20 protein-coding genes are annotated in these 20,286 nt (G+C 44.7%); 12 read left to right on the forward strand and 8 right to left on the reverse strand.

Annotated features, from left to right (window positions below; genetic code table 11):
• Nucleotides 1-705: 705 nt before the first annotated feature.
• The 3 genes from AB6E54_RS04185 to AB6E54_RS04195 all read left to right on the forward strand — a co-directional run bounded on the left by AB6E54_RS04185 (nt 706) and on the right by AB6E54_RS04195 (nt 2,164).
• Nucleotides 706-993 carry a putative quinol monooxygenase gene (locus AB6E54_RS04185; protein WP_017066682.1) on the forward strand — a complete coding sequence of 96 codons (288 nt, stop codon included), beginning with the start codon at nt 706-708 and terminating at the stop codon, nt 991-993.
• Entirely contained in the window at nt 993-1,571 is a 579-nt protein-coding gene (locus AB6E54_RS04190; protein WP_102331993.1) for a nucleotidyltransferase family protein, read from the forward strand. Before AB6E54_RS04185 ends, AB6E54_RS04190 begins: the two co-directional genes overlap by 1 nt.
• A gap of 155 nt (nt 1,572-1,726) precedes the next feature.
• Nucleotides 1,727-2,164, forward strand: coding sequence for a bifunctional diaminohydroxyphosphoribosylaminopyrimidine deaminase/5-amino-6-(5-phosphoribosylamino)uracil reductase RibD (locus tag AB6E54_RS04195; RefSeq protein ID WP_102331992.1), 438 nt, complete (start codon nt 1,727-1,729; stop codon nt 2,162-2,164).
• A gap of 16 nt (nt 2,165-2,180) precedes the next feature.
• On the opposite strand, the gene AB6E54_RS04200 is transcribed toward AB6E54_RS04195, so the two are convergent.
• Nucleotides 2,181-2,633, reverse strand: coding sequence for an NUDIX pyrophosphatase (locus AB6E54_RS04200; protein WP_102331991.1), 453 nt, complete (start codon nt 2,631-2,633; stop codon nt 2,181-2,183).
• A gap of 291 nt (nt 2,634-2,924) precedes the next feature.
• On the opposite strand from AB6E54_RS04200, the gene AB6E54_RS04205 reads away from it, so the two are divergent.
• The 3 genes from AB6E54_RS04205 (at nt 2,925) to AB6E54_RS04215 (ending at nt 6,641) form a co-directional block, all read left to right on the forward strand.
• On the forward strand, nt 2,925-4,637 hold the full coding sequence (locus tag AB6E54_RS04205; RefSeq protein ID WP_372107136.1) for a pseudouridine synthase: 1,713 nt from the start codon (nt 2,925-2,927) through the stop codon (nt 4,635-4,637).
• Between the two features lie 153 nt (nt 4,638-4,790).
• Entirely contained in the window at nt 4,791-5,171 is a 381-nt protein-coding gene (locus AB6E54_RS04210) for a hypothetical protein (RefSeq protein WP_102331989.1), read from the forward strand.
• A 309-nt stretch (nt 5,172-5,480) separates the two neighbouring features.
• Nucleotides 5,481-6,641 (forward strand): multidrug effflux MFS transporter, encoded by a 1,161-nt coding sequence (locus AB6E54_RS04215; RefSeq protein WP_102331988.1) that lies wholly within the window; start codon nt 5,481-5,483, stop codon nt 6,639-6,641.
• 201 nt (nt 6,642-6,842) lie between these two features.
• Here AB6E54_RS04215 and AB6E54_RS04220 read toward each other — a convergent pair whose 3' ends face one another.
• The 4 genes from AB6E54_RS04220 to AB6E54_RS04235 form a co-directional block, all read right to left on the reverse strand.
• Entirely contained in the window at nt 6,843-8,201 is a 1,359-nt protein-coding gene (locus tag AB6E54_RS04220; RefSeq protein WP_102331987.1) for a Na+/H+ antiporter NhaC family protein, read from the reverse strand.
• 189 nt (nt 8,202-8,390) lie between these two features.
• On the reverse strand, nt 8,391-9,155 hold the full coding sequence (locus AB6E54_RS04225) for a hydratase (protein ID WP_017060576.1): 765 nt from the start codon (nt 9,153-9,155) through the stop codon (nt 8,391-8,393).
• 205 nt (nt 9,156-9,360) lie between these two features.
• Complete coding sequence (locus tag AB6E54_RS04230; RefSeq protein ID WP_017060575.1) at nt 9,361-9,666, reverse strand: DUF3861 domain-containing protein; 306 nt, start codon at nt 9,664-9,666, stop codon at nt 9,361-9,363.
• A gap of 34 nt (nt 9,667-9,700) precedes the next feature.
• A complete protein-coding gene (locus tag AB6E54_RS04235) occupies nt 9,701-10,192 on the reverse strand; it encodes a DUF2798 domain-containing protein (protein ID WP_017081271.1) in 492 nt (163 codons plus the stop codon).
• A gap of 97 nt (nt 10,193-10,289) precedes the next feature.
• Here AB6E54_RS04235 and AB6E54_RS04240 point away from each other — a divergent pair, with 97 nt between their 5' ends.
• Nucleotides 10,290-10,715, forward strand: coding sequence for a MarR family winged helix-turn-helix transcriptional regulator (locus tag AB6E54_RS04240; protein WP_017060573.1), 426 nt, complete (start codon nt 10,290-10,292; stop codon nt 10,713-10,715).
• Between the two features lie 111 nt (nt 10,716-10,826).
• On the opposite strand, the gene AB6E54_RS04245 is transcribed toward AB6E54_RS04240, so the two are convergent.
• Nucleotides 10,827-11,888, reverse strand: a complete 1,062-nt coding sequence (locus AB6E54_RS04245) for an MBL fold metallo-hydrolase (protein ID WP_372168755.1) — start codon at nt 11,886-11,888, stop codon at nt 10,827-10,829.
• A gap of 187 nt (nt 11,889-12,075) precedes the next feature.
• Nucleotides 12,076-13,860 carry an SgrR family transcriptional regulator gene (locus AB6E54_RS04250; protein WP_372107133.1) on the reverse strand — a complete coding sequence of 595 codons (1,785 nt, stop codon included), beginning with the start codon at nt 13,858-13,860 and terminating at the stop codon, nt 12,076-12,078.
• Nucleotides 13,861-14,462: 602 nt separating this feature from the next.
• On the opposite strand from AB6E54_RS04250, the gene rimK reads away from it, so the two are divergent.
• Both rimK and AB6E54_RS04260 read left to right on the forward strand, forming a co-directional pair.
• Nucleotides 14,463-15,368, forward strand: a complete 906-nt coding sequence (rimK, locus tag AB6E54_RS04255; protein ID WP_372058078.1) for a 30S ribosomal protein S6--L-glutamate ligase — start codon at nt 14,463-14,465, stop codon at nt 15,366-15,368.
• Nucleotides 15,369-15,400: 32 nt separating this feature from the next.
• Nucleotides 15,401-15,829: a RimK/LysX family protein gene (locus AB6E54_RS04260; protein ID WP_017069208.1), complete on the forward strand. Its 429-nt coding sequence runs from the start codon at nt 15,401-15,403 to the stop codon at nt 15,827-15,829.
• 146 nt (nt 15,830-15,975) lie between these two features.
• Here AB6E54_RS04260 and AB6E54_RS04265 read toward each other — a convergent pair whose 3' ends face one another.
• The gene (locus AB6E54_RS04265) at nt 15,976-16,764 is read right to left on the reverse strand and encodes an MBL fold metallo-hydrolase (protein ID WP_017067276.1); all 789 of its coding nucleotides are present in this window, start codon (nt 16,762-16,764) and stop codon (nt 15,976-15,978) included.
• Nucleotides 16,765-16,966: 202 nt separating this feature from the next.
• On the opposite strand from AB6E54_RS04265, the gene AB6E54_RS04270 reads away from it, so the two are divergent.
• The 3 genes from AB6E54_RS04270 (at nt 16,967) to AB6E54_RS04280 (ending at nt 20,281) form a co-directional block, all read left to right on the forward strand.
• Nucleotides 16,967-17,569: a 2OG-Fe(II) oxygenase gene (locus tag AB6E54_RS04270; protein ID WP_372107132.1), complete on the forward strand. Its 603-nt coding sequence runs from the start codon at nt 16,967-16,969 to the stop codon at nt 17,567-17,569.
• Nucleotides 17,570-17,864: 295 nt separating this feature from the next.
• Entirely contained in the window at nt 17,865-19,157 is a 1,293-nt protein-coding gene (locus tag AB6E54_RS04275; protein WP_017064900.1) for an extracellular solute-binding protein, read from the forward strand.
• 242 nt (nt 19,158-19,399) lie between these two features.
• Nucleotides 19,400-20,281 (forward strand): ABC transporter permease subunit, encoded by an 882-nt coding sequence (locus AB6E54_RS04280; protein ID WP_017071586.1) that lies wholly within the window; start codon nt 19,400-19,402, stop codon nt 20,279-20,281.
• Nucleotides 20,282-20,286 lie beyond the last annotated feature (5 nt).

Genomic DNA, 20,286 nt, shown 5'->3' on the forward strand with positions numbered 1-20,286 from the left:
GGGGGATGATTTCTTTAGTCGCCGACCAGATGAAGGTCCTTGAGAGTGCTAATGAAATCAGTTTGTTGCGTTTTACATTTGATTAAGCTTTTCAGCTTTTAAAGCTCTACGATTAAAGCTTATTTCTTTGATGCTTCTTTTGACGTGTCTTTCCAGTATTGGATACGAACGCGATGAAGCTGTGCTCTTCTCATTTTTTTCATAAGGGATATTTCCTTTTCTTTAACTGCTCTTCATGAGCTATTTTTATTGCCAACCATTCGAATCTAACGGTGTTTGATGCCCAGTTCAATGATACAAATCACAAAATATATAGAGTTTTTAGTACCATTTACATCAAAGTATGACCTAGATATCAACTATGGCTCAATTCAATCCTATGAGCCGCTGTTCAAAATTAAGGTTAGTTCTCTCAGATGACAAATTCATTTCAGTATCAATACAGTTCAATGATACTAATTTAATAGACCGGACCAACGCGGATTTAGTTCCAACGTCTTATTTTTTATTGCTCACATCGCCCCTAAAGTTACACTGTAACCAACGATGTATTCAATGTGAACAATTAATCGCCACATTAGCCTATACGTCACAACATCAAAATGGGATTATGTTTGTAACGGGTAAAGCTTTTTATAGAAAAAAGCCGTAGTGGACAAAATTAAATAGACGTAATTAAATGGACGTAATTAAATGGACGTAATTATGAGTAAAGTAATTCTGCAAGGGCATATTCTAGTGCCAGACAACGACCTAAAAGCCGTCACACAAGCCTTGATTGTACACAAAGAACTGACACTGGAAGAACCTGGTTGTATCGTGTTTCGAGTCAGTCAAAGCACGCTTCAACCTAATCGCTTTGAAGTGTATGAAGAATTCACTAGCCGAGAAGCATTCGAAATGCACCAACAGCGAGTAAAAGCCTCTGAATGGGGTGAAATCTCCCAGAACGTGACACGTCATTACCAAGTCACTGATGTTCCGACATCATAATGATACATCCGCTAGCCAAACGCATCGTCACGTTGATCAAACAAGATCCCTTACGAATGAAGGTTTTAGACTGTGTCGCTCAGTTGGATTTGCCGCAGTGTTATGTCGCTGCGGGCTTTGTGAGAAACCTCGTTTGGGATCACCAGCATGGTTATGCCTCCCCGACTCCATTCAATGATATTGATGTGATCTACTTTGATCCCATTGATACCTCTTACGAATCGGATCTTAGATACGAGGCTCAGCTTAAACAACGGTTACCCGAACTGAATTGGCAAGTTCGCAATCAAGCCTACATGCACACTAGAAATGGGGATGAACCTTACCAAGGCTCATTGGATGCGATGAGTTATTGGCCAGAGAAAGAAACCGCCGTCGCCGTGAAACAAAGCCTCCATGGAAACATCGAGTGTATTTCTGCCTTTGGCTTAGAGAGTTTGTTTGATTTGCAAATCACACCCAATCCAAAGCGTAGCCGAGATATCTTTGATCAAAGAGTACAATCCAAGAACTGGCTGACCCAGTGGCCCAAGTTAACGATTAGTCGCAGTGAACTAGCTTTCGAATTCAAACGCTAAAACCATTGACTAAAATCCCAATCAGATCGAACATGCCCCACTTGTTAGCTTATTAACTTATTAGCTTAGTAAGTTAGTTAGTTAGTAACTAACCAACTCATCAACCGCGCGTGGCGACTAGCTGCTACGCTCTCTCGTCATACTGAGTAACGACCATGAACCAACAATACATGCTGCAAGCACTCGAAGCTTCGCGCCAAGCCCTACCCGATTGCCAACCAAACCCGCCTGTGGGTTGTATTTTGGTGAAGAACGATAAGGTGGTGTCTGTTGGATATACGCAAAAGGTCGGTGGAAACCACGCCGAGGTTGAAGCACTGAATAGCTATGACAGCGAAACGGACGGAGAAATGGAAGGCGTTACCGCTTACGTAACTCTAGAGCCATGTTCATTTGTTGGCAGAACACCCGCTTGTGCCAATACATTGGTTAAAGCAGGTGTAAAACACGTAGTAATGGCGATGCTAGACCCAGACCCTCGCAATAATGGTCGTGGTGTGGTGATACTTGAATCACACGGAGTGAAAGTGGATGTAGGACTATGCCAAGAACAAGTGAGCGCCTTTTTAACCCCTTACCTTGGTAAGTCCTAGATCTAAACAGCCAGTATTAGTTCAATTTCACTCGGTAAAGCGGATTAACTGGCTTATCGACAAAATACGACCAGATATGATCGTAGACGGCATGTTGGTTAGGGAATGGCGCCAACGCTTTTGCCTCTTCTAAATTGCACCAACGATACTCGGTATGCTCGTCATTCAGTTCAATCGCTTGGTTGGGTGGGCATAGCACTGCAAAGACCGGGATTAGCTGAATTACATTCACGTGCGCCTCGTAAAACTGCTCCAGAAACTGCGCGTTATACAAAGCTTCCACTTTAATTTGGGTCTCTTCTTCAAATTCGCGCACGATAGCCTGCCAACCTGTTTCGCCCGCTTCAATCGAGCCTGCGACATGGCACCAAAATTCGCCTTTCACACGCTTCATTAATAGCATTTTCATTTGTCCGTCGATCTCTGAAAGAGCGACACCAGCTACGATGGTAGTATTGAGTGGAATCATCACGTTACCTTAGGTTGAATAAGAGGGCGGCAAGGCTACCACCCTTCACTTGTTAAGTTACCTTCTCTGATTAGAAACGAGAAGTCACTCATCAATTCATGAAGTTCAAGCCATAACTCATGGGTTCAGTGTTAACCATCTCGCTTAGCTATCCTGTAATAGAACCATTTCTTATTTGAGGCGTATTTCGATAAAGAGTAGAATCGCCGCCTTGTACTGTGTTTAAAGCCTTTAAACATACACAGTAGACTCACAACCATTTATCACCACGATATAAGTATTAATACGACTATGCACTCATCAAAACCAACGCACAACTCAGAAAACAGCCATACTCCTGAGCATTGCTTCACTCGTTTTCAACAGCCGATCGAGTCATATTCGTTGCCTGAGCGTTTCACATTCCCGTTCTACTACGAACCGCACCCACTGTGTGAAATAGCCTCTCATCAGCTTCAACAATATCTAGAAACACAAACCGACTGGCAGCATGACTTTGGACTAGATTCTGACGCTGGTCGCGGCAAAATGTTTGGTGTGTTACTGGTGAAAAGCCCTGAAGGTGAGCTTGGTTACTTCTCTGCTTTCTCTGGAAAAATCGCCGACCAAAACCTACTGCCCCATTTTGTGCCACCCGTATTCGACATGTTGAGCAGCGACAGCTTTTTCCATCAAGACACAGCCGACATGATGGCTGTGAATGCGAAATTTAAAGCGCTGCAAGCAAACGCTGATTACCTTGAACTGTGCGAGCAACTGGCACAACAAAAAGCGCAAGCTGAACAAGAGATTGAAGCTCAACGGCTATTGATTATTGAAGGCCGAAAAACGCGTAAAGAACAACGTGAACAAGGTAAAGAAAACCTTGATGAGCAAGCCTTCGAACAACTGAACAATGAGCTAAACAAAGCCAGTGTTGCCGACAAGAACCAGCAGAAGTACCTAAAACTCAACTGGGAACAGACTCTGCAAGTGTTGCAGGCTAAAGTTGATGTGTTCACCACTCAACTGGCTGAGCTAAAAGAGCAAAGAGCACACCTTTCTCATCAACTTCAACACAAGTTGTTTTCACAATACGCTTTCCAAAATGCAGAAGGAAACGTTGAAGACCTTAACCAGATCTTTGAAAACACGCCAAACAAGATACCACCAGCTGGCTCAGGTGAATGTGCCGCACCCAAGCTTTTGCAATACGCGTATTTAAACGGTTACACACCATTGGCACTGGCTGAATTTTGGTGGGGTCGATCACCGAAATCGGAAATCCGTAAACACAAGAAATACTACGCGTCTTGCCAAAGTAAATGTGTACCGATTTTAGGTCACATGATGAAAGGCTTAGAAGTCGATCCCAACCCATTGCTAGAGAACCCAGCAGAAGGCAAAGACCTCGATATCCTGTTCCAAGACGATCACATCGTTGTGGTACACAAACCAGCAGGTTTTCTATCCGTACCGGGTAAAACCATCAAAGATTCGGCTTACACTCGTGTTCAAGAAATGCACCAAGATGTTGAAGGGCCATTTGTTATCCACCGTTTGGATATGGCGACCTCTGGCATTCTGATATTTGCTTTAACACGACGTGCGAACAAAAGCTTACAGAAGCAGTTCATTACTCGTGAAGTTGAGAAGCGATATGTCGCAATGATTGAAGGTGTGCTAGACCAAGATGAAGGCTATATTCGACTGCCATTGCGTGGCGACTTGTATGACCGCCCTCGTCAGATTGTTTGCTTCGAACACGGCAAGCCTGCAGAAACCAAATGGGAAGTGATTGAGCGAAACGAGCAAACCACTAAGGTTTACCTGCACCCTAAAACAGGCCGTACACACCAGTTACGTGTTCACTGTTCACACCAAGAAGGGCTTAACATGCCTATCGTTGGTGACGGCTTATACGGCAACAAAGCCGACCGACTGCACCTACACGCAGAAAGACTTGCACTTCACCACCCAGTCACCAAAGAGTGGATGGAGTTCCAGTTCGACGCTGAATTCTAAAATCTCTCATTAGTACCGAGCTTTAAAAGGAGTTACACCGCTTGTGGCTCCTACCTCTTTTGGGTATATCTCCACGCTTATTGCACTACATCAAGATTCACTTTGTTGTGAAGAGTAGCATGCCCTCCTTCTTCTCTCCTTGAGGCCTTTGATATGTCATCAGCTGCTTTGAATTTACACCACAACACACAAACTTCTTCTTTGATAACTGCGCAAGCACCAAGCTTGAAACCACTAGCAACCAAAAAGCCTAATCTAAATTTGGCAATGCTAAGCTTAATTGAAGAAGTTAAAAACGAACTCCCACTTTACGAATCGGAGACGTTTATCTGTGGGCCAAAAGGAAACTGCTCGGGTTGCTCTAAAAAGCTACTAGAGATGGTCGACAGTGAGTTGATGTACTGGGAGCACCGTATTTCAATTGGCCAAGGCCCCAACTTCGAAGAACTGCGCCGTTTTGGTAAGCTATGCAGCAGTGTTAGACGCGGTTTAGAGCGTAACGGTTTAGTCGAAAAACGGCCAAAGAAAAGATAACAAGCAAGTCGATAATCATTACAATGTGTCTTTGGCGATTACAAGCCACCCTGCTACTAACTGATTGAACTCGTTAGCTATAAAAGTAATAATGTTTTGTAATACAATTCAGTGCGCAGACCGACTTCGTAGATTCGGACTCATAGAGATAAGTTCATCGATACTTTCACCATATTCTTGAACAACTCTATCCTTCTTGTCTGACGTGCCTTAACCTTCTGTATATCAATATCACATCAATTAGAAACCTACCTTGGACAACGGAGAGCGACCTTGAAGAGACCACAACCAGTACTGGGAAAGACCGGTATGCTATTTTTTCTCGTCATAATAAGTGCTTTCCCTCCATTGACCATCGACCTTTACTTACCTGCGCTTCCGCAGATGGTCGAGGTGTTTAATACTAACCGATCAATGGTCAACCTAACCCTGAGCAGCTACTTCGTTACTTACGCCATCGGTCTTTTGTTCTGGGGGCCGCTCAGCGAAAAATTTGGTCGTAAGCCGATCCTATTAATTGGATTAGCGAGCTATATGGTCGCGAGCATATTGTGCGCGATGACCAATAGCATCGAACAGTTGATTAGTGCTCGTGTATTCCAAGCCTTTGCTGGCAGTGCTATCACCGTTATCGCTACCGCCATTGTCAAAGATCTTTATGACGGCCGAGAACGTGAAAAGATCATGGCGACTATCATGTCACTGGTGATCATCGCGCCAATGGTTGCGCCTGTATTTGGTGCCTTTCTACTGAAAATTGCTTCTTGGCGAATGATGTTTGTCACGCTCGCCATTTTTGGTGCATTTGCGTCAGTATTAGCTTGCTGCTACCGAGAAACACTCGAAAACAAATACCAAGGTTCTATATTCCGATCATGGGGAAGAATGGGCGTGGTCATGAAAAACCGCTCGTTCGTCAAGCTGCTGGTCATTTTCTCTATCATACCGATGGCGTTGATGGGCTTTCTTGCGGCGGGTTCTTATATCTACATCGATCACTTTGGATTGACCGAACAACAGTTTAGTTACGCGTTCGCATTCAATGCACTGTGCGCCTCATTTGGTCCAACAATTTACATGAAGTTGTCCTACCGAATGCCGGTTCAAAAGGTCATCTCAGGATGTTTTGCTTTATTAGCGCTTGCGGGAATCTTCACCCTAACCATTGGCGACCTGTCCCCTTGGTTCTTCATGTTCATCGCTGCACCAGCGACATTAATGGCGATCATCATGCGAGTACCGGGGACCAACTTGATGTTGAATCAACAAGATCATGACACGGGCTCTGCCGTCGCACTGATACAGTTCTTCAGCATGATTTGTGGCTCGCTTGGCATGGTATTAGTTTCAATCCGCCCAGAGTCACTGATTGAAAACCTAGGCTTTATCCAATTATCCATCGGTACGCTAGGCGGCCTGATGTGGCTAATGGTCAGAAACAAAGAGTTCGTGACTAATAAGCTGAATTAAAGCTCTCAAGCCTAATTGTCATTCACACTACAATAAACTTGAAAACCGCTATAACGAAATTAGAAACCGTCTACATAGGCGGTTTTCTTGTATTTGAAGACGTACATTGAATTTTCAAGCCATGAGTTTCACGCACAAAAAAGCTCCTATTAAGGAGCCTTCTTATCAGAGCCAGTGAGCACTCAGTTTGGTCAATTGTTACTAAGCTTGAGCCACTTGACGTGCTGGGTGTTTAATAAACACAGCAACCACAGCCACGATTGCAAGAGCAAAACAGTAGTAAGAGTTAGCTACAATATCCAAAGGCGATAGGTTAAATACCGAACCTAACAGCAATACCTGCGCACCGTAAGGCAACACGCCTTGAATCACACAAGAGAAGATATCCAACAAGCTTGCAGAACGACGTGGAGACACATTGTTCTCTTCCGCCAATTGACGAGCCACACTACCAGACACAATAATCGCTACCGTGTTGTTTGCAGTACATAGGTTCACCATAGATACCAAGCCAGCAATGCCTAGCTCACTCGCACGACCATTCGCTTGCTTAGAGTGTGAAGAGCCAAACGCACGAATCACACCACTTACTAAGTTAGTCAGGAACGCCAATCCACCTTGACGACGCATTAGCTCACTCAAACCGCCAATTAGCATCGACAATAAGAAAATCTCCTGCATGTTGCCGAAGCCTGCATAGATATCTTGAGCGTAATCAGTCATACCGTAGTTCTCAACAGAACCTAGGCTCACGCCACCCGCCAGCAAGATACCAATCGCCAACACGACAAAGACATTCATGCCCGATACCGCAAGAATCAAGATAGTGATGTACGGAAGGACTTTTAGCCACTCGATTGGACCTGTTTCAGGAACCTGAGTTGCCGTGCTGTTGAAAGCAAAGATAACAATCGCGATAAGTGCAGCAGGAAGTGCAATGCGGATGTTCTCTTTAAACTTATCTCTCATCTCACAGCCTTGCGAGCGTGTCGCGGCAATCGTGGTATCAGAGATGATAGAAAGGTTGTCACCAAACATAGCGCCACTTAGCACTACGCCAGCGGTTAGAGGAATACTCATGCCAGCTGAGTCAGCAATGCCTAGTGCAACAGGAGCAACCGCAGCGATAGTACCCATAGAAGTACCCATTGCCGTCGCAATGAACGCCGAAATAAGGAAGATGCCCGGTAGGATCATGCTCGTTGGGATAGCAGATAGACCAAGATTTACCGTCGCGTCCACGCCACCAGAAGCTTTAGCCACAGCAGCAAAAGCACCCGCCAATAGGTAGATCATACACATTGCAATAATGTCTTTGTGACCCACACCACCTAAGAACTGCTCGATCGCACGGTTCAATTTATCTTTGCTCAATAGCAACGCTAACATCACGGCAGGCAGAGCCGCAACCGGAGCTGGAAGCTGATAGAAAGCAAAATCGACGCCTTGTAGCGACAGGTATGTACCCACGCCAATAAACAGCGCAAGGAAAACGATCAGAGGGATAAGCGCCACTGCAGAAGGGGCAATTACCGCGTTAGAATTTTTTGAATTGGACATGGAACGACAACACAATAGAACAGGAAGGTGAGCAGACTAATGTCACACTTAGAACTTGTCAACGTCTAGACGTCTAAACGCCTAATTTAATGCAAAGTAATAAGAACCCTATTGAGCATCACGTAATAAAAAAGGCTATTTACTCATCAGTAAACAGCCTTTCGATAACAGATAGTGCGCCGCTAGAAGTTAGCGTTTCTGCTTGAACGTTACTTGGTATTCACCAATGCCTTCGTAGTGGAAGGTCGTTGGTTTATCGAATTCCATTTCCACGATACCGCAGTAAGAGCCCGTGATAATGGCTTCACCCGCTTGGAAATCAACACCACGACGTGTCATGTAGTTAATCAGCCAGTAAATTGGGCTTGGTGGCAGTGTATTCGGGTGCTTACCGTCGAATGCTTGAACTTGCTCGCCTTGAGTCACTTCAATACTGATCTCTGCAGAAGTGAACGCTTTTTCGCGATCAATCTCAGAGCCAATAAATAGACCTTGGTTTACTAGGCCATCGGCCAGCTTTTCATAGAACTCAGCGCCGCTGTCATCCGCAAAACGAGACTGCATTAACTCAAGTGCCATGTGGCAAGAACCAATCGCTTCGTTGATTTGCTCTTCGCTGTAGCCTTCTTGGCTTGCAGGCAGGCTCTTAGCAAGCGTAAATGCGATTTCAGGCTCAACGCGTACTACGCCGTTGTCAGCAAACAGTTCACAAACTTCGCCTTGTTGAACGCTGCCCGAGAAGATTGGCGCAACAACAAACTTGTCTTCAGCCAGAGGAAGTAAGCACTTCCAACCGCCGACTTTATCGCTTTTCAAATCGATCATTGAAGATTGGATCTTTAGCGCATCTTCCAAGTTATTCGGACGGTACTGTTCGTCCAATCTTGGTGCTTTGGTGCCAGCAACACGACGACTCAACAGTTCTTCAGCTGCTTGTTTAAATACATTTGTCATATAATACCACCTTTAGTTTTATGACCAGTATAATATCGGATTTCTTAAAGCTTGAATAGACAATTCAACAACGGTGCTACACCGAAAATTCAGCCATCAATTTTCGCATATTCTAGACGCAAACAACTGAAACTATTTTGATTTAAATGTAAAAAAGCCAGTAAGTTCGTTACTGGCTTTTCGATGTGTTGCTGATGGTTAGGCTTTACTGCCCTTTCAACGTCTTCTTCAAATTCTGCATGAAGTTTCTGAAGTGAGGCATGAAATCAACAAACAGAGGGTGTTTTCTATCTTGCATCATCAATGGGCCTAACAAGCGAATGCTCACTCCTAGTCGCGCTGCTGATTGCTCGTCTAAGCCGCTGTCATGTTTGATCTTCTCAACAATCGCGAACATATCTTCTCTGTCTTCAATTTCAAACTGCATGGTTTGAAGTTCACGATCTTCTTTGATGTTCACTTCTTCGATAGTGATACGGTAGTTATTGTGTTTGCCTGTGAATGCTTTCATTTGGACCTCCTAAAATGCTTAAAAAGTGTTTTGGTTAGCTCTTCATGAATCGTTCGAGCTTAGGTTTAACCGTCATCGACATCACGACCATGATCGCAAGGCCAATGGGAAGTGCGGCAATAAATCCATTAAACCATCCACTGGTAAACGCCGATGTATCCGAAAATCCAATGTTATTTGCCGCTGTTACAAATGCCATCATGGACTCCATTATGAATGCCATGATCAGTCCTACGATCAGGTTGCGAACTTTCTCGCTATAAGTTGTGAACACTCTAGCAACGGCTTTGGTGACTAAAGCCATCATCACCGTGCCCATTGGCATCATGATCACGACAACAAGGGCTAACGAAGAAAGCCAGTTGCCAATAAATTCCTCGCCGAATCCGACATTCATGTAAGTCATCACAGCCGTTAAACTGCCGCCAATCGTCAGCATTAAGCTCATCATGACCAAAACTTTGTATAAAACCGGTGTGCCTTTTTGCTCAGGAAGAGTTGGCGTTAGAGTTGCTTGAATCGTCATATCTATTTCCTGTCTTGAATTTACGAACAATTAAGTTGATAATGTCAACTATAAATACAGTAGTTGATAATGTCAACTATATTTCTAAGGATAGTTTATGTCTGATAACACATCGCTAGAATCAATCTTTCGTCTAGTGCACTCTTTGAAACGTCAAATGAGCGAACAGATTGAGAGCTTAGACTCAGAGATCGCACCTATGAACATTCGTGTCATGAAGATCATTACTAAGAAGTCTCCATGTACCGCTATCGATATCGCACACTTCCTAGATCGTGATAAAGCACAGGTCACTCGGCTCATTAATGCCTTGATCAATCAGGAACTTGTGAAGAAGTCTCCGAACCCGGAAGACAAGCGCAGCCAGTTATTGGTTCTGACTGATAAGGGTCAAGAGATCATGAGTAAGGTCTCGGATATCGATCGAGACATGCTGAAGAGAATGACCAAAGGCATGGCCGAAGACGAGTTAGAACAATTCAGAAAAATTGCGAAGAAAATGGCGCAGAACTTAGAAAGCTGATCTTAAAAATAAAACGAAAAAACGCCACCGAATCGTAAGATCGGTGGCGTTTCGTGTATAAGTTGGGTTGTACAGCTTAGTGGTTTAGCTATGTCTATTTGGATGACAGCTCTAATTCGATGCTAGTTTCCACCATGCCTGAACAGGTACAGGCTCTGAGATCACCAAACGTTCACCCATCACCGGGCTTACCATTTGTACATCTCGCTCTTTGCTAATCGCCAGTGCTTGTTCCATTGGGTCTTGCCAATCATGCATAGAAAGGTCGAAGGTACTGTTGTGGATTGGCATCATCACCTTACCTTGCAGATCAATGTGTGCCTGAACACTCTGTTCTGGGAACATATGAATATCCGCCCAAAGTGAGTTATACGCACCCGTTTCAACCATGGTTAAATCAAACGGCCCAAAACGGTCGCCAATCTCTTTAAAGCCATTGAAGTAACCAGAATCACCGCTAAAGAAGACTTTCTTGTCTGAAGCGTTAATAACCCAACTGCCCCACAGTGTTTGGTCACGATCAAGCAAGCCACGACCAGAGAAATGCTGTGTCGGTGTCAACGTGAACTCAATGTCTGAGGCCGTTGCCGATTCCCACCAGTTCAATTCGATGATCTTCTCTTTATCCACGCCCCACTTTTCCAACAGTGCGCCCACTCTTAATGGCACTAAGAACGTCCCTACTTTGTCGGCTAATACCTTCACGGCACCTTTGTCTAAATGGTCGTAGTGATCATGGCTGATCACTACCACATCGATATCAGGTAGATCTTGCAGTGAGATTGGGTTTGGGTGAAAGCGCTTTGGCCCCATCCATTGCACTGGTGATGCTCGATCACTGAACACAGGGTCAGTCATCACTAGCTTGCCATCTAGCTTCATCATCACACTTGAGTGACCTAAGCGGTACGCAACGTCTTCTGTCTCTTCGATCAATTGCTCGGCTGTCATCGGAATCAAAGGCAATGCAGCACGTGGCACTGGCTCATTTCTTTCCACGGTTACATACGCTTTCAAGATTGAAAAAATATCAGACATGCCCGATTTGTACTCTAACTCACTGTTAGCAAACTTCTTTGGAAGCTTATCTAGATTGTCGTTTGATTGTGAACCTGTGCTTACGATAGCGACCACGGCAAGTACTCCTAAAATCGGTAATAGATATTTTTTCATTGGTATCTCTTCAACCGTTGGGAAAGACCCAACTCAAAAACTACACTGACTAGTTTACATACCAAAACCAAAAAGTAAACCACAGAGTGTAATTTTTAATTTATCTAGACGTAAGCGTGTCAAAGTCGATTTTGGAAAAACCAACTTTGGCAACGAGTTAACTTAGTTATTTAGCTAGTCAGAAAGGTTAATCAGCAGACCATACATTCTTGAAATCTGGCCATCCCCAGTTGGTGATGGCTACGTTTTTAAGAATCCCTTGGAAACGAACGGTCTGTAAGTGATGGAACATAGGCACTAACCAATAATCTGAGATCAGAGTAGACGCGATAGGTTCTAGCTCTGCCAAGTAATTAGGCAGTTCCACGGATGCTTTATGACTATCCAAGCGCTGCTTGAGCCAATCGCTGTTCATCTCTCCTAAAGCAGAGTGCAAAACAGGATCGTTCATCATCCACGAGAACAGCGAAGACGGAGCATTGTCATCGAGGTTCAAGTTACACAGCACCAAGTCCTCCTTTAACTCGCCACTCTGAGATAACTGAGCCAATTCTCGAAAACTGTAGGTGTTCACCTCAACTTCCACACCATATCGTTTGAGTATGTCAGATACGCAAATCGCACATCGATACAACGCATAATAATCGTAAACCGCTATACTCATCTTTTTCGGCAGTTGTGCCTCTTTCGAAGGCGTTCGATACAATTTCTGCCAACTTGGCAGTATATTTTGAGCTAAAGAGACACTAAACAAACCCTTGTTGTGTTCCAGCTGAGACAAAATCGCTTGTGGGTTGGTCAGTTGTGAAAGGTATTTGCGCTGCTCATTATTTAGTGGGCTAGCCGCTGAGTTCTGATTGAACAGGATAAACAAGCATCCATCCTCGACTCGGCTACGAAGGCCGTCTGTGTCTGCTGAAACAAGGTCCGCATCGCTTTTCCCTAATTGATGGAAGCAAGAAGAATCTTCATAAGGCGATACGTGCATTTGGCTATCATCGAAACGAGCAGTGCCCGTCATTGATTCCTCAAACTGCCAGATGGTCACCTCATCGGTTAACGAGCGACAACCATAATAATGCTCAAATGCGGCGAGCTTGATTCGTTCGTTGTTGGCATCAACCACTTTAAATGGGCCGGTTCCAATAACAGCATGGGACACGGTACTTAATGGCGACGGTTCACGGGTGACTTGCGCTGCGGGTTGAATCGAATATTTAACGCCAGCAAGTAAACCAGCAAAGCCGGTATCTGCTTTGGTGAGTTGAAAGCTGATCCTCAATGGCTGCTCACTGTAAACTGAAGCGACATGGGCTAGCTCTGTCTGATAGAAAGGTAAGGTTTGCAACGCAGAAAACATCGAAACTAATTGCTTAGCATCCACAGGTTGCCCGTCATGGAAAGTAAGTCCCGGGCGCAGATAGAAAGTCCAAACCAGTTGCTCAGTGTCATATTCCCAATGGTGAGCTAGTTCAGGCTTTAACTCACCTTTACCATTACACGTCACTAGGCAGCTAAACACCTGTCTGATCAAAAATCGTTCGCTACTGCGGTGTATATGGTGCGGAAACAAATCCTCAAACTTACGCTTATAGGTTAATTGAACGTGCAGCAGCCCTTCACGCATGGTCGCGCCGGAAGTTTCTTGCAGTAAAGAACCAAACACAGCGCGGTCATTATCCAATATGGAAAGTGCTTTTTCGTACTTGCCCTGCTCTATCAGTTTAATTGCAACATGCTGCGCCAACTCTGAATTGCTAAAACGCAGTGTTAAGTTAGAGCGTTGATTCCTGCCAACTTTTGGCTCCCACACCACCCATTCAGCTTGATGCATCTTACCAAGTAAAGTTCGAGCGTGACGCAAGCTTGTAAACAGCATATCCGCTACTTCGGCTAGGGTGACTGAATGAGAAATGTTTGGCTCGAACGATTCTAGCCGCGTGTAGTAACGCATCATGTTTAGATCAGACAAATAGTGAACCTTTTAAAGATAGCTCTTCCTAATTAAGCTCATTATAAAACACATTCATCAAAAAGTAGTGTAATGCGACCAAAACAGGAACAACCAATAAAAATACCATCTGTTTTTTAGTTCCTCTTAATTATCCATAATGAACGGGTCAGCAACAAACCATAGGTTGTAAATAAAGCCTAACCAGAGAGAGTAATGACCATGAGAAAATACTATCTTAACAAGCTAAAAAGCACCTGCAGTAAGCTCGAAAGAGAAGCACTACGAACACTTTTAGATCTATGTAACTGGCGTTATTAGTACACTTTTTAGCACCGAGTAAACGCGAGTTGGGTACAACCTAATATGCTCCTACCCCCAATATGAGTTAGGTCTCAACTCGCTTTTCCATTCCAATTCCCCTCTCAAGCCTGCTGTACCAATAGCTCACACAATCGATAAATTTCCGTTGTCGACTCGACAAATTTAATTCGTTTTCTTAGTTGAACGAAAAGCCTTAAGGTTCGCCCCAAAGCAAGCAAGGAGCCTCAGAAAAAACTGAAAGCTCAGCTAACAACTAATTTATTTGCAGTTACCAATCAGGTATTAACTAAGGAAACGCCATGCGTATCGCAATTCTTTCTCGCAACGAAAATCTATACTCTACCGCTCGTCTAAAGCAGGCTGGAGAAGCACGTGGTCATCAGGTCGATGTTATCGACACGTTGCACTGTGATATAGATATCGCGAGTAACAATCCGAAGATTCGCTACATGGGTGAAGAGCTACCTCAATACGATGCTGTTATTCCACGTATTGGCGCTTCCATTACCTTTTACGGAACTGCGGTTGTTCGCCAATTTGAAATGATGGGCACTTTTTGTATCAATGAGTCAGTAGCAATCAGTCGCTCTCGCGACAAACTGCGCTCACTACAACTGTTGTCTCGTAAAGGTATTGGCTTACCAAAAACAGGTTTCGCTAGCCGCCCAGACAAGATTCAAGACCTGATCAAAAACGTAGGCGGCGCGCCACTTGTGATCAAGCTTCTTGAAGGCACTCAAGGTATCGGCGTTGTACTAGCAGAAACAAACAAAGCAGCAGAAAGCGTTATCGAAGCGTTCATGGGCCTAAAAGCGAACATCTTGGTTCAAGAGTTCATTGAAGAAGCAAATGGCGCAGACATCCGTTGTTTTGTTGTTGGCAACAAAGTAATTGCTGCAATGAAGCGTCAAGCTGGTGAAGGTGAATTCCGCTCTAACCTGCACCGTGGCGGCACTGCTCAGCTGGTTAAACTAACCAAAGAAGAGCGCGCAACAGCAATCAATGCAGCGAAAATCATGGGATTAAACCTATGTGGTGTAGATATCCTACAATCTAAGAACGGCCCAGTAATAATGGAAGTAAACTCTTCTCCAGGCCTAGAAGGCATCGAGAAAGCAACGGGTAAAGATGTAGCAGACATGATTTTCGAATTCATCGAGAAGAATGCAAAACCAAACGCTAACCGTACTCGTGGCAAGGGCTGATTGAATACCGATAACTCATGATTGGAAAGAAAATGAACAATAAAATGATCATAGGGAATACCGAAGCACTTTGCTTACCAGAGTTAGGGATAACTGGACTACATACACGTGTTGATACAGGGGCTAAAACCTCTTCTCTACACGTAGACAATCTACTATGTGTTAAATCAAATGGTGAGAAATTCGTAGAGTTCGACCTTCACCCAGACGTTTATCACCTAGAAGAGACGGTGCGCTGCAAGGCGAAACTGAAAACAAGTAAGAAAATTAAATCATCTAACGGCGAAGTTGAACACCGTTGCGTGATTGAAACCATGCTAAGAATCGGTGGTCAGGAATGGCCTATCGATATCACGCTAAGCAACCGTCAAGACATGACTTACATGATGTTGCTTGGACGTCAAGGCATGAGTGACAAAGTGATTGTTGACCCTGCGGGTGAATTCCTGCTGACTCACTAATCCGAGTCATCGTAACCGCTCCACAGGTTATAACTAAAGCTACTCACAACGATATAAGGCCAGTCTCATGACTGGCCTTATTGCTATCTATTTTTCTATTTCTACTTTCAGCTCTGAATACACGACTTTGCATTCAGACTTCTGATCTATTTCTTCGATTTACCATGAGATTGAAAACCAAATCGCCCAATCGATAAAAGTAATTTCTTGGTTTTGATTTTCGTCACTCGCCAATGTGTAACAGGCCTTCTTGGGGCACTCATCAGCAGGTGTTCAAAAGCCTTCTGACTGAAATCGACTTGCCCACCATGCGCCACCAGCAAGGTATCGAGCTGCATGTCATAAATGCGCGATACAGACGCTCGATACTTATTAGGGTGAAAGATAGGAAACGGCGGAATCAGCTTCTTCTTAACCTCGACCATTAAATCGGCAACATAAGCCACGCTGTGTGATGGGCAATAGACCGAGAGATCACGGTCGGTATGGCCCGGTGTTTCAAGAACCAACCAATCATCAAACCCTGGAATACTATCCCCATCAGACAGCTTGTAGTCCGGCTTTAACTTTCTTGAATACCATAGGTTTGCTTTAGGCTTGCCTAAGCGGTTCGCCATCCACCTAGCAAGCGCTAAGTCGGTCAGGTGCATCAAAATGCCATCGATGCCGTGATACCAATCTTTGTCTCGGTTTGCTGCCACCAAATGACAATTAGTCAGCTTTCTGAGCGTATGCGCTGCCCCTGCGTGGTCCGGATGCATGTGTGTAACAACCACAGTATGTAGGTCGCTAAATTCACGGCCAAGCTCATCTTCAATGAAAGCCCTAAGATGAGGAATATCCGCTCGGCACGCACCATCAAGTAACAACAACCTGTCAGGGTACTCTACGAGATACATGTCTTGGATATAGCCTTTGATGGTATGGAGTTGCAAACCCACTCCTTGTGATAATTCAACTGGTCAGACCTACACCATAGCAAACTCACATTTATTTGTAACAAATTTGTTAACTATAAAATCACATCAAAGTACCATGCTCTTCCGCTCTTTTATCGTGACGACAAAATACGTGATTTGTTGACCTAAGTTATTAGGACTATATATGCGCCTCTAATTTATTGTCTGAGTGCTATACATGAACCAATTAATCGATGCTCTTTCTACCCAAGGTTATTTCGTTTGGGATGACTTATTAACTCAAGAAGAAGTGGTGGCATTGAGGGATTGCATTCCAGAGAACTGGAAAAAGGCTAGGATTGGCCGTAACGATGAAGTAACGCGAGAGTCGACCATTCGTAGTGACAAGATTCAATGGGTGCGCCGCGATATGGGTCAGCCAGCATCTCTGTTCCTAGACAAAATGGAACAAATTCGTTTAGCGGCAAACCAAGCGTTCTTTTTGGGTCTGTTCGAGTACGAAGCGCACTTTGCTAAATACGAAAAAGGCGACTTCTACCAGAAGCACTTAGACTGTTTCAAGGGCAATGAAAACCGCCGCCTGACCACTGTGTTCTATATGAATGATGAGTGGACAGAAGAAGACGCTGGTGAACTTGTGGTTTACGACCTAAAAGACAACCACATCGCGACCATTCCACCAAAGTCAGGCCGCTTATTTGTGTTCTTATCTGAACAGTTCCCACACGAGGTACTGCCGACAAACACAGAGCGATTCAGTATTGCAGGTTGGTTCCGTATTAACGGCGTGAAAGACAACCAACTCGATATCGCACACTAGAACAAAGCCGATTATAACAAGCTCTAGCTTATTCAAAGCCTCTCCTTCGAGAGGCTTTTTTATTGAACAACAGTTGTTCAATAAAACGTCTTAAAAACCGAACATGTTCAACATCAAAACCATCAATAACTTTACTCTTAAATAAAATCGAAACGAATCTTTCATATCAGTGAAACGGTTTAGCCACGTAAGTGAAATATGGCCTGTTCAAGATAGCTTCAAACGACACCCCTACCGTCTCGTTAATACTCTAATTCAATACCTCTACATCGATTTCATCCAAAAGGAAAAGAAGATGAATAAGCTAATTTTGGCAGGCGTTCTTTCTGCGACAGCGGCAATGCCAGCGTTCGCAACGACTCAAGTCACTTGGTGGCACGCAATGGGCGGCCAGCTTGGAGAAACCGTCAATAAGATTGCGACCGACTTTAATGCGTCACAAGATGATTACGAGATCACGCCAATCTACAAAGGTTCATACACAGAGACCTTAACAGCCGGTATCGCGGCATACCGAGCAGGTGAAGCACCCAATATTCTGCAAGTCTTCGATGCAGGCGCAGCAACCATCATGAACGCGAAAGACGTCGCGAAACCGGTACAGGATATTCTGGTTGAGTCGGGTTACAACTTTAATTCAAACGACTACCTAGCGGGCGTTCGTAACTTCTATGCCGACAACCAAGGCAAGATGGTTGGTATGCCTTTCAACAGTTCGACACCGGTTCTTTACTACAACAAAGATCTTCTCGCGGAAGTGGGTGCAGACGCGCCTAAAACTTATGAAGAACTAGAAGTGGTCGCTAAGAAACTGAAGGCTGAAGGACACATCGCGTTTTCTCAATCTCTGACGCCGTGGATCATGTTCGAGAACTTTAAGTCTCGCCACAACCTGCCAGTCGCAGATCAAAACAACGGCTACGATGGCTTGTCCACTAAGATCATGTTCAACACCAAAGACATGATGATGCACGTTAGCAAGATGAAAGAGTGGTCAGATCTAGGTTACTACAAGTATTACGGCAGCGACTGGGATGCAAACCAAACCCCTTTCGAGCGCCAAGAAGTGGCGATGTGGATGGGTTCTTCAGGCTCATTCGGTGGCTTACGTAATCGCGTACCTTTCGAACTCGGCACCACATACCTTCCATACTGGAAATCGGTTAACCCAGACGCAGGCTTAACCTTCATTGGCGGTGCTGCTCTGTTTGCACTCAATGGCCATGACCAACAGCAAGACAAAGGTGTAGCAGCGTTCTTTGATTACCTGACGAAGCCTGAAACTCAAGTCTACTGGCACAAAACCACTGGTTATGTACCTGTAACAACGGCTGCCTATGAGCTAGCGAAAGAGTCTGGCTACTACAACGAACAACCAGATGCAGAAGTGGGCGTTAAGCAGCTAAGCCTAAAATCGGGCGAATGGACTAAGGGCTACCGCTTAGGTTACTACCCTCAAATTCGTGAAGTGATGCATCGTGAGTTCGACAATATCTTCGCTGACCGCTCTAGCGTCGAGAATAGCCTAGATAAAGTCGAAGATGAGAGCAGCAAACTGCTGAAACGCTTCGCTCGTACGATGAACTAATTTGGCTTTTTAACCAAAGCAGATTACTGAGCTAAAGGCTTAACAAACCAAAGCCGTTCATTGCTCCTCACCACTTGTCACTGCGTCATTAAAAACGTAATGGCAAGGAGTGAGGAGATTCTTCACTAGCGCCATTTCTTGCTCCAAAAACTACAACTCAACTGGATGCATTCCTTTGCTATAGCGCTAGTGCTCACCGTAACTAACAGTGATAACAGTCACTAATTTTTGGGGATTACCCTGTGGAACGACGTCAGCAATTCTTTCACTCTCCGCTGCCTTACCTATTTTTGGCGCCTCAGATACTCATCATTGCGGTTTTCTTTATCTACCCTGCGGCAAAGGCTGTTTACCTGTCCTTCATGCTAGAAGACCCTTGGGGCACCTCTTCCATCTTCGTGTGGTTCGAAAACTATCAGATGCTATTCGAATCGAGCGAGTATCTGAACTCGATTGGCTTCACATTAATGTTCGCAATCGTGGTCTCTTTCTTATCGCTTGCCTTAGCGCTGCTGCTCGCGGTTAAAGCCGACAACATCATTCACGGACAAGGCGCTTACAAGGTCACTCTTACTTGGGTTTACGCGGTTGCTCCTGCGATTGCAGGCGTAATCGGTGCTTTCTTGTTTAACCCACACATTGGCGTGTTTACCGAGATATTTGCGGTTATAGGTTGGGACTTTAGCTTCCAAACCGACCCTTTAGATGCCACGTTTGCTCTGATTTTGGTTTCGGTTTGGAAACAGGTTTCGGTGAATTTCATCTACTTTCTGGCTGGGCTTCAATCGATCTCTTACGCCGTAAAAGAAGCGGCGATGCTCGATTGCGTCAGCGACTCAAAACGTTTCTGGACCATTACTTTCCCGCTACTCGCACCTACAGGCTTCTTTCTTCTGGTCATCAACCTCACCTACTCGTTCTTTGAAACCTTTGGCGTGATCGACACCATGACCAATGGCGGCCCGGGTGGCGGCACAACGTCGTTGGTGTACAAGGTGTATCGAGACGGGTTTGTTGGCGCAGATTTAGGCGGCAGCTCTGCGCAGTCAGTTGTGTTGTTGCTATTAGTGCTCACTCTTACATTTATCCAGTTTCGCGTTGTAGAAAAGCGTGTTCACTACTAGCCCAC

Source organism: Vibrio sp. 10N.247.311.49, assembly GCF_041467655.1.
GTDB classification, from domain to species: Bacteria; Pseudomonadota; Gammaproteobacteria; order Enterobacterales; family Vibrionaceae; genus Vibrio; species Vibrio crassostreae_C.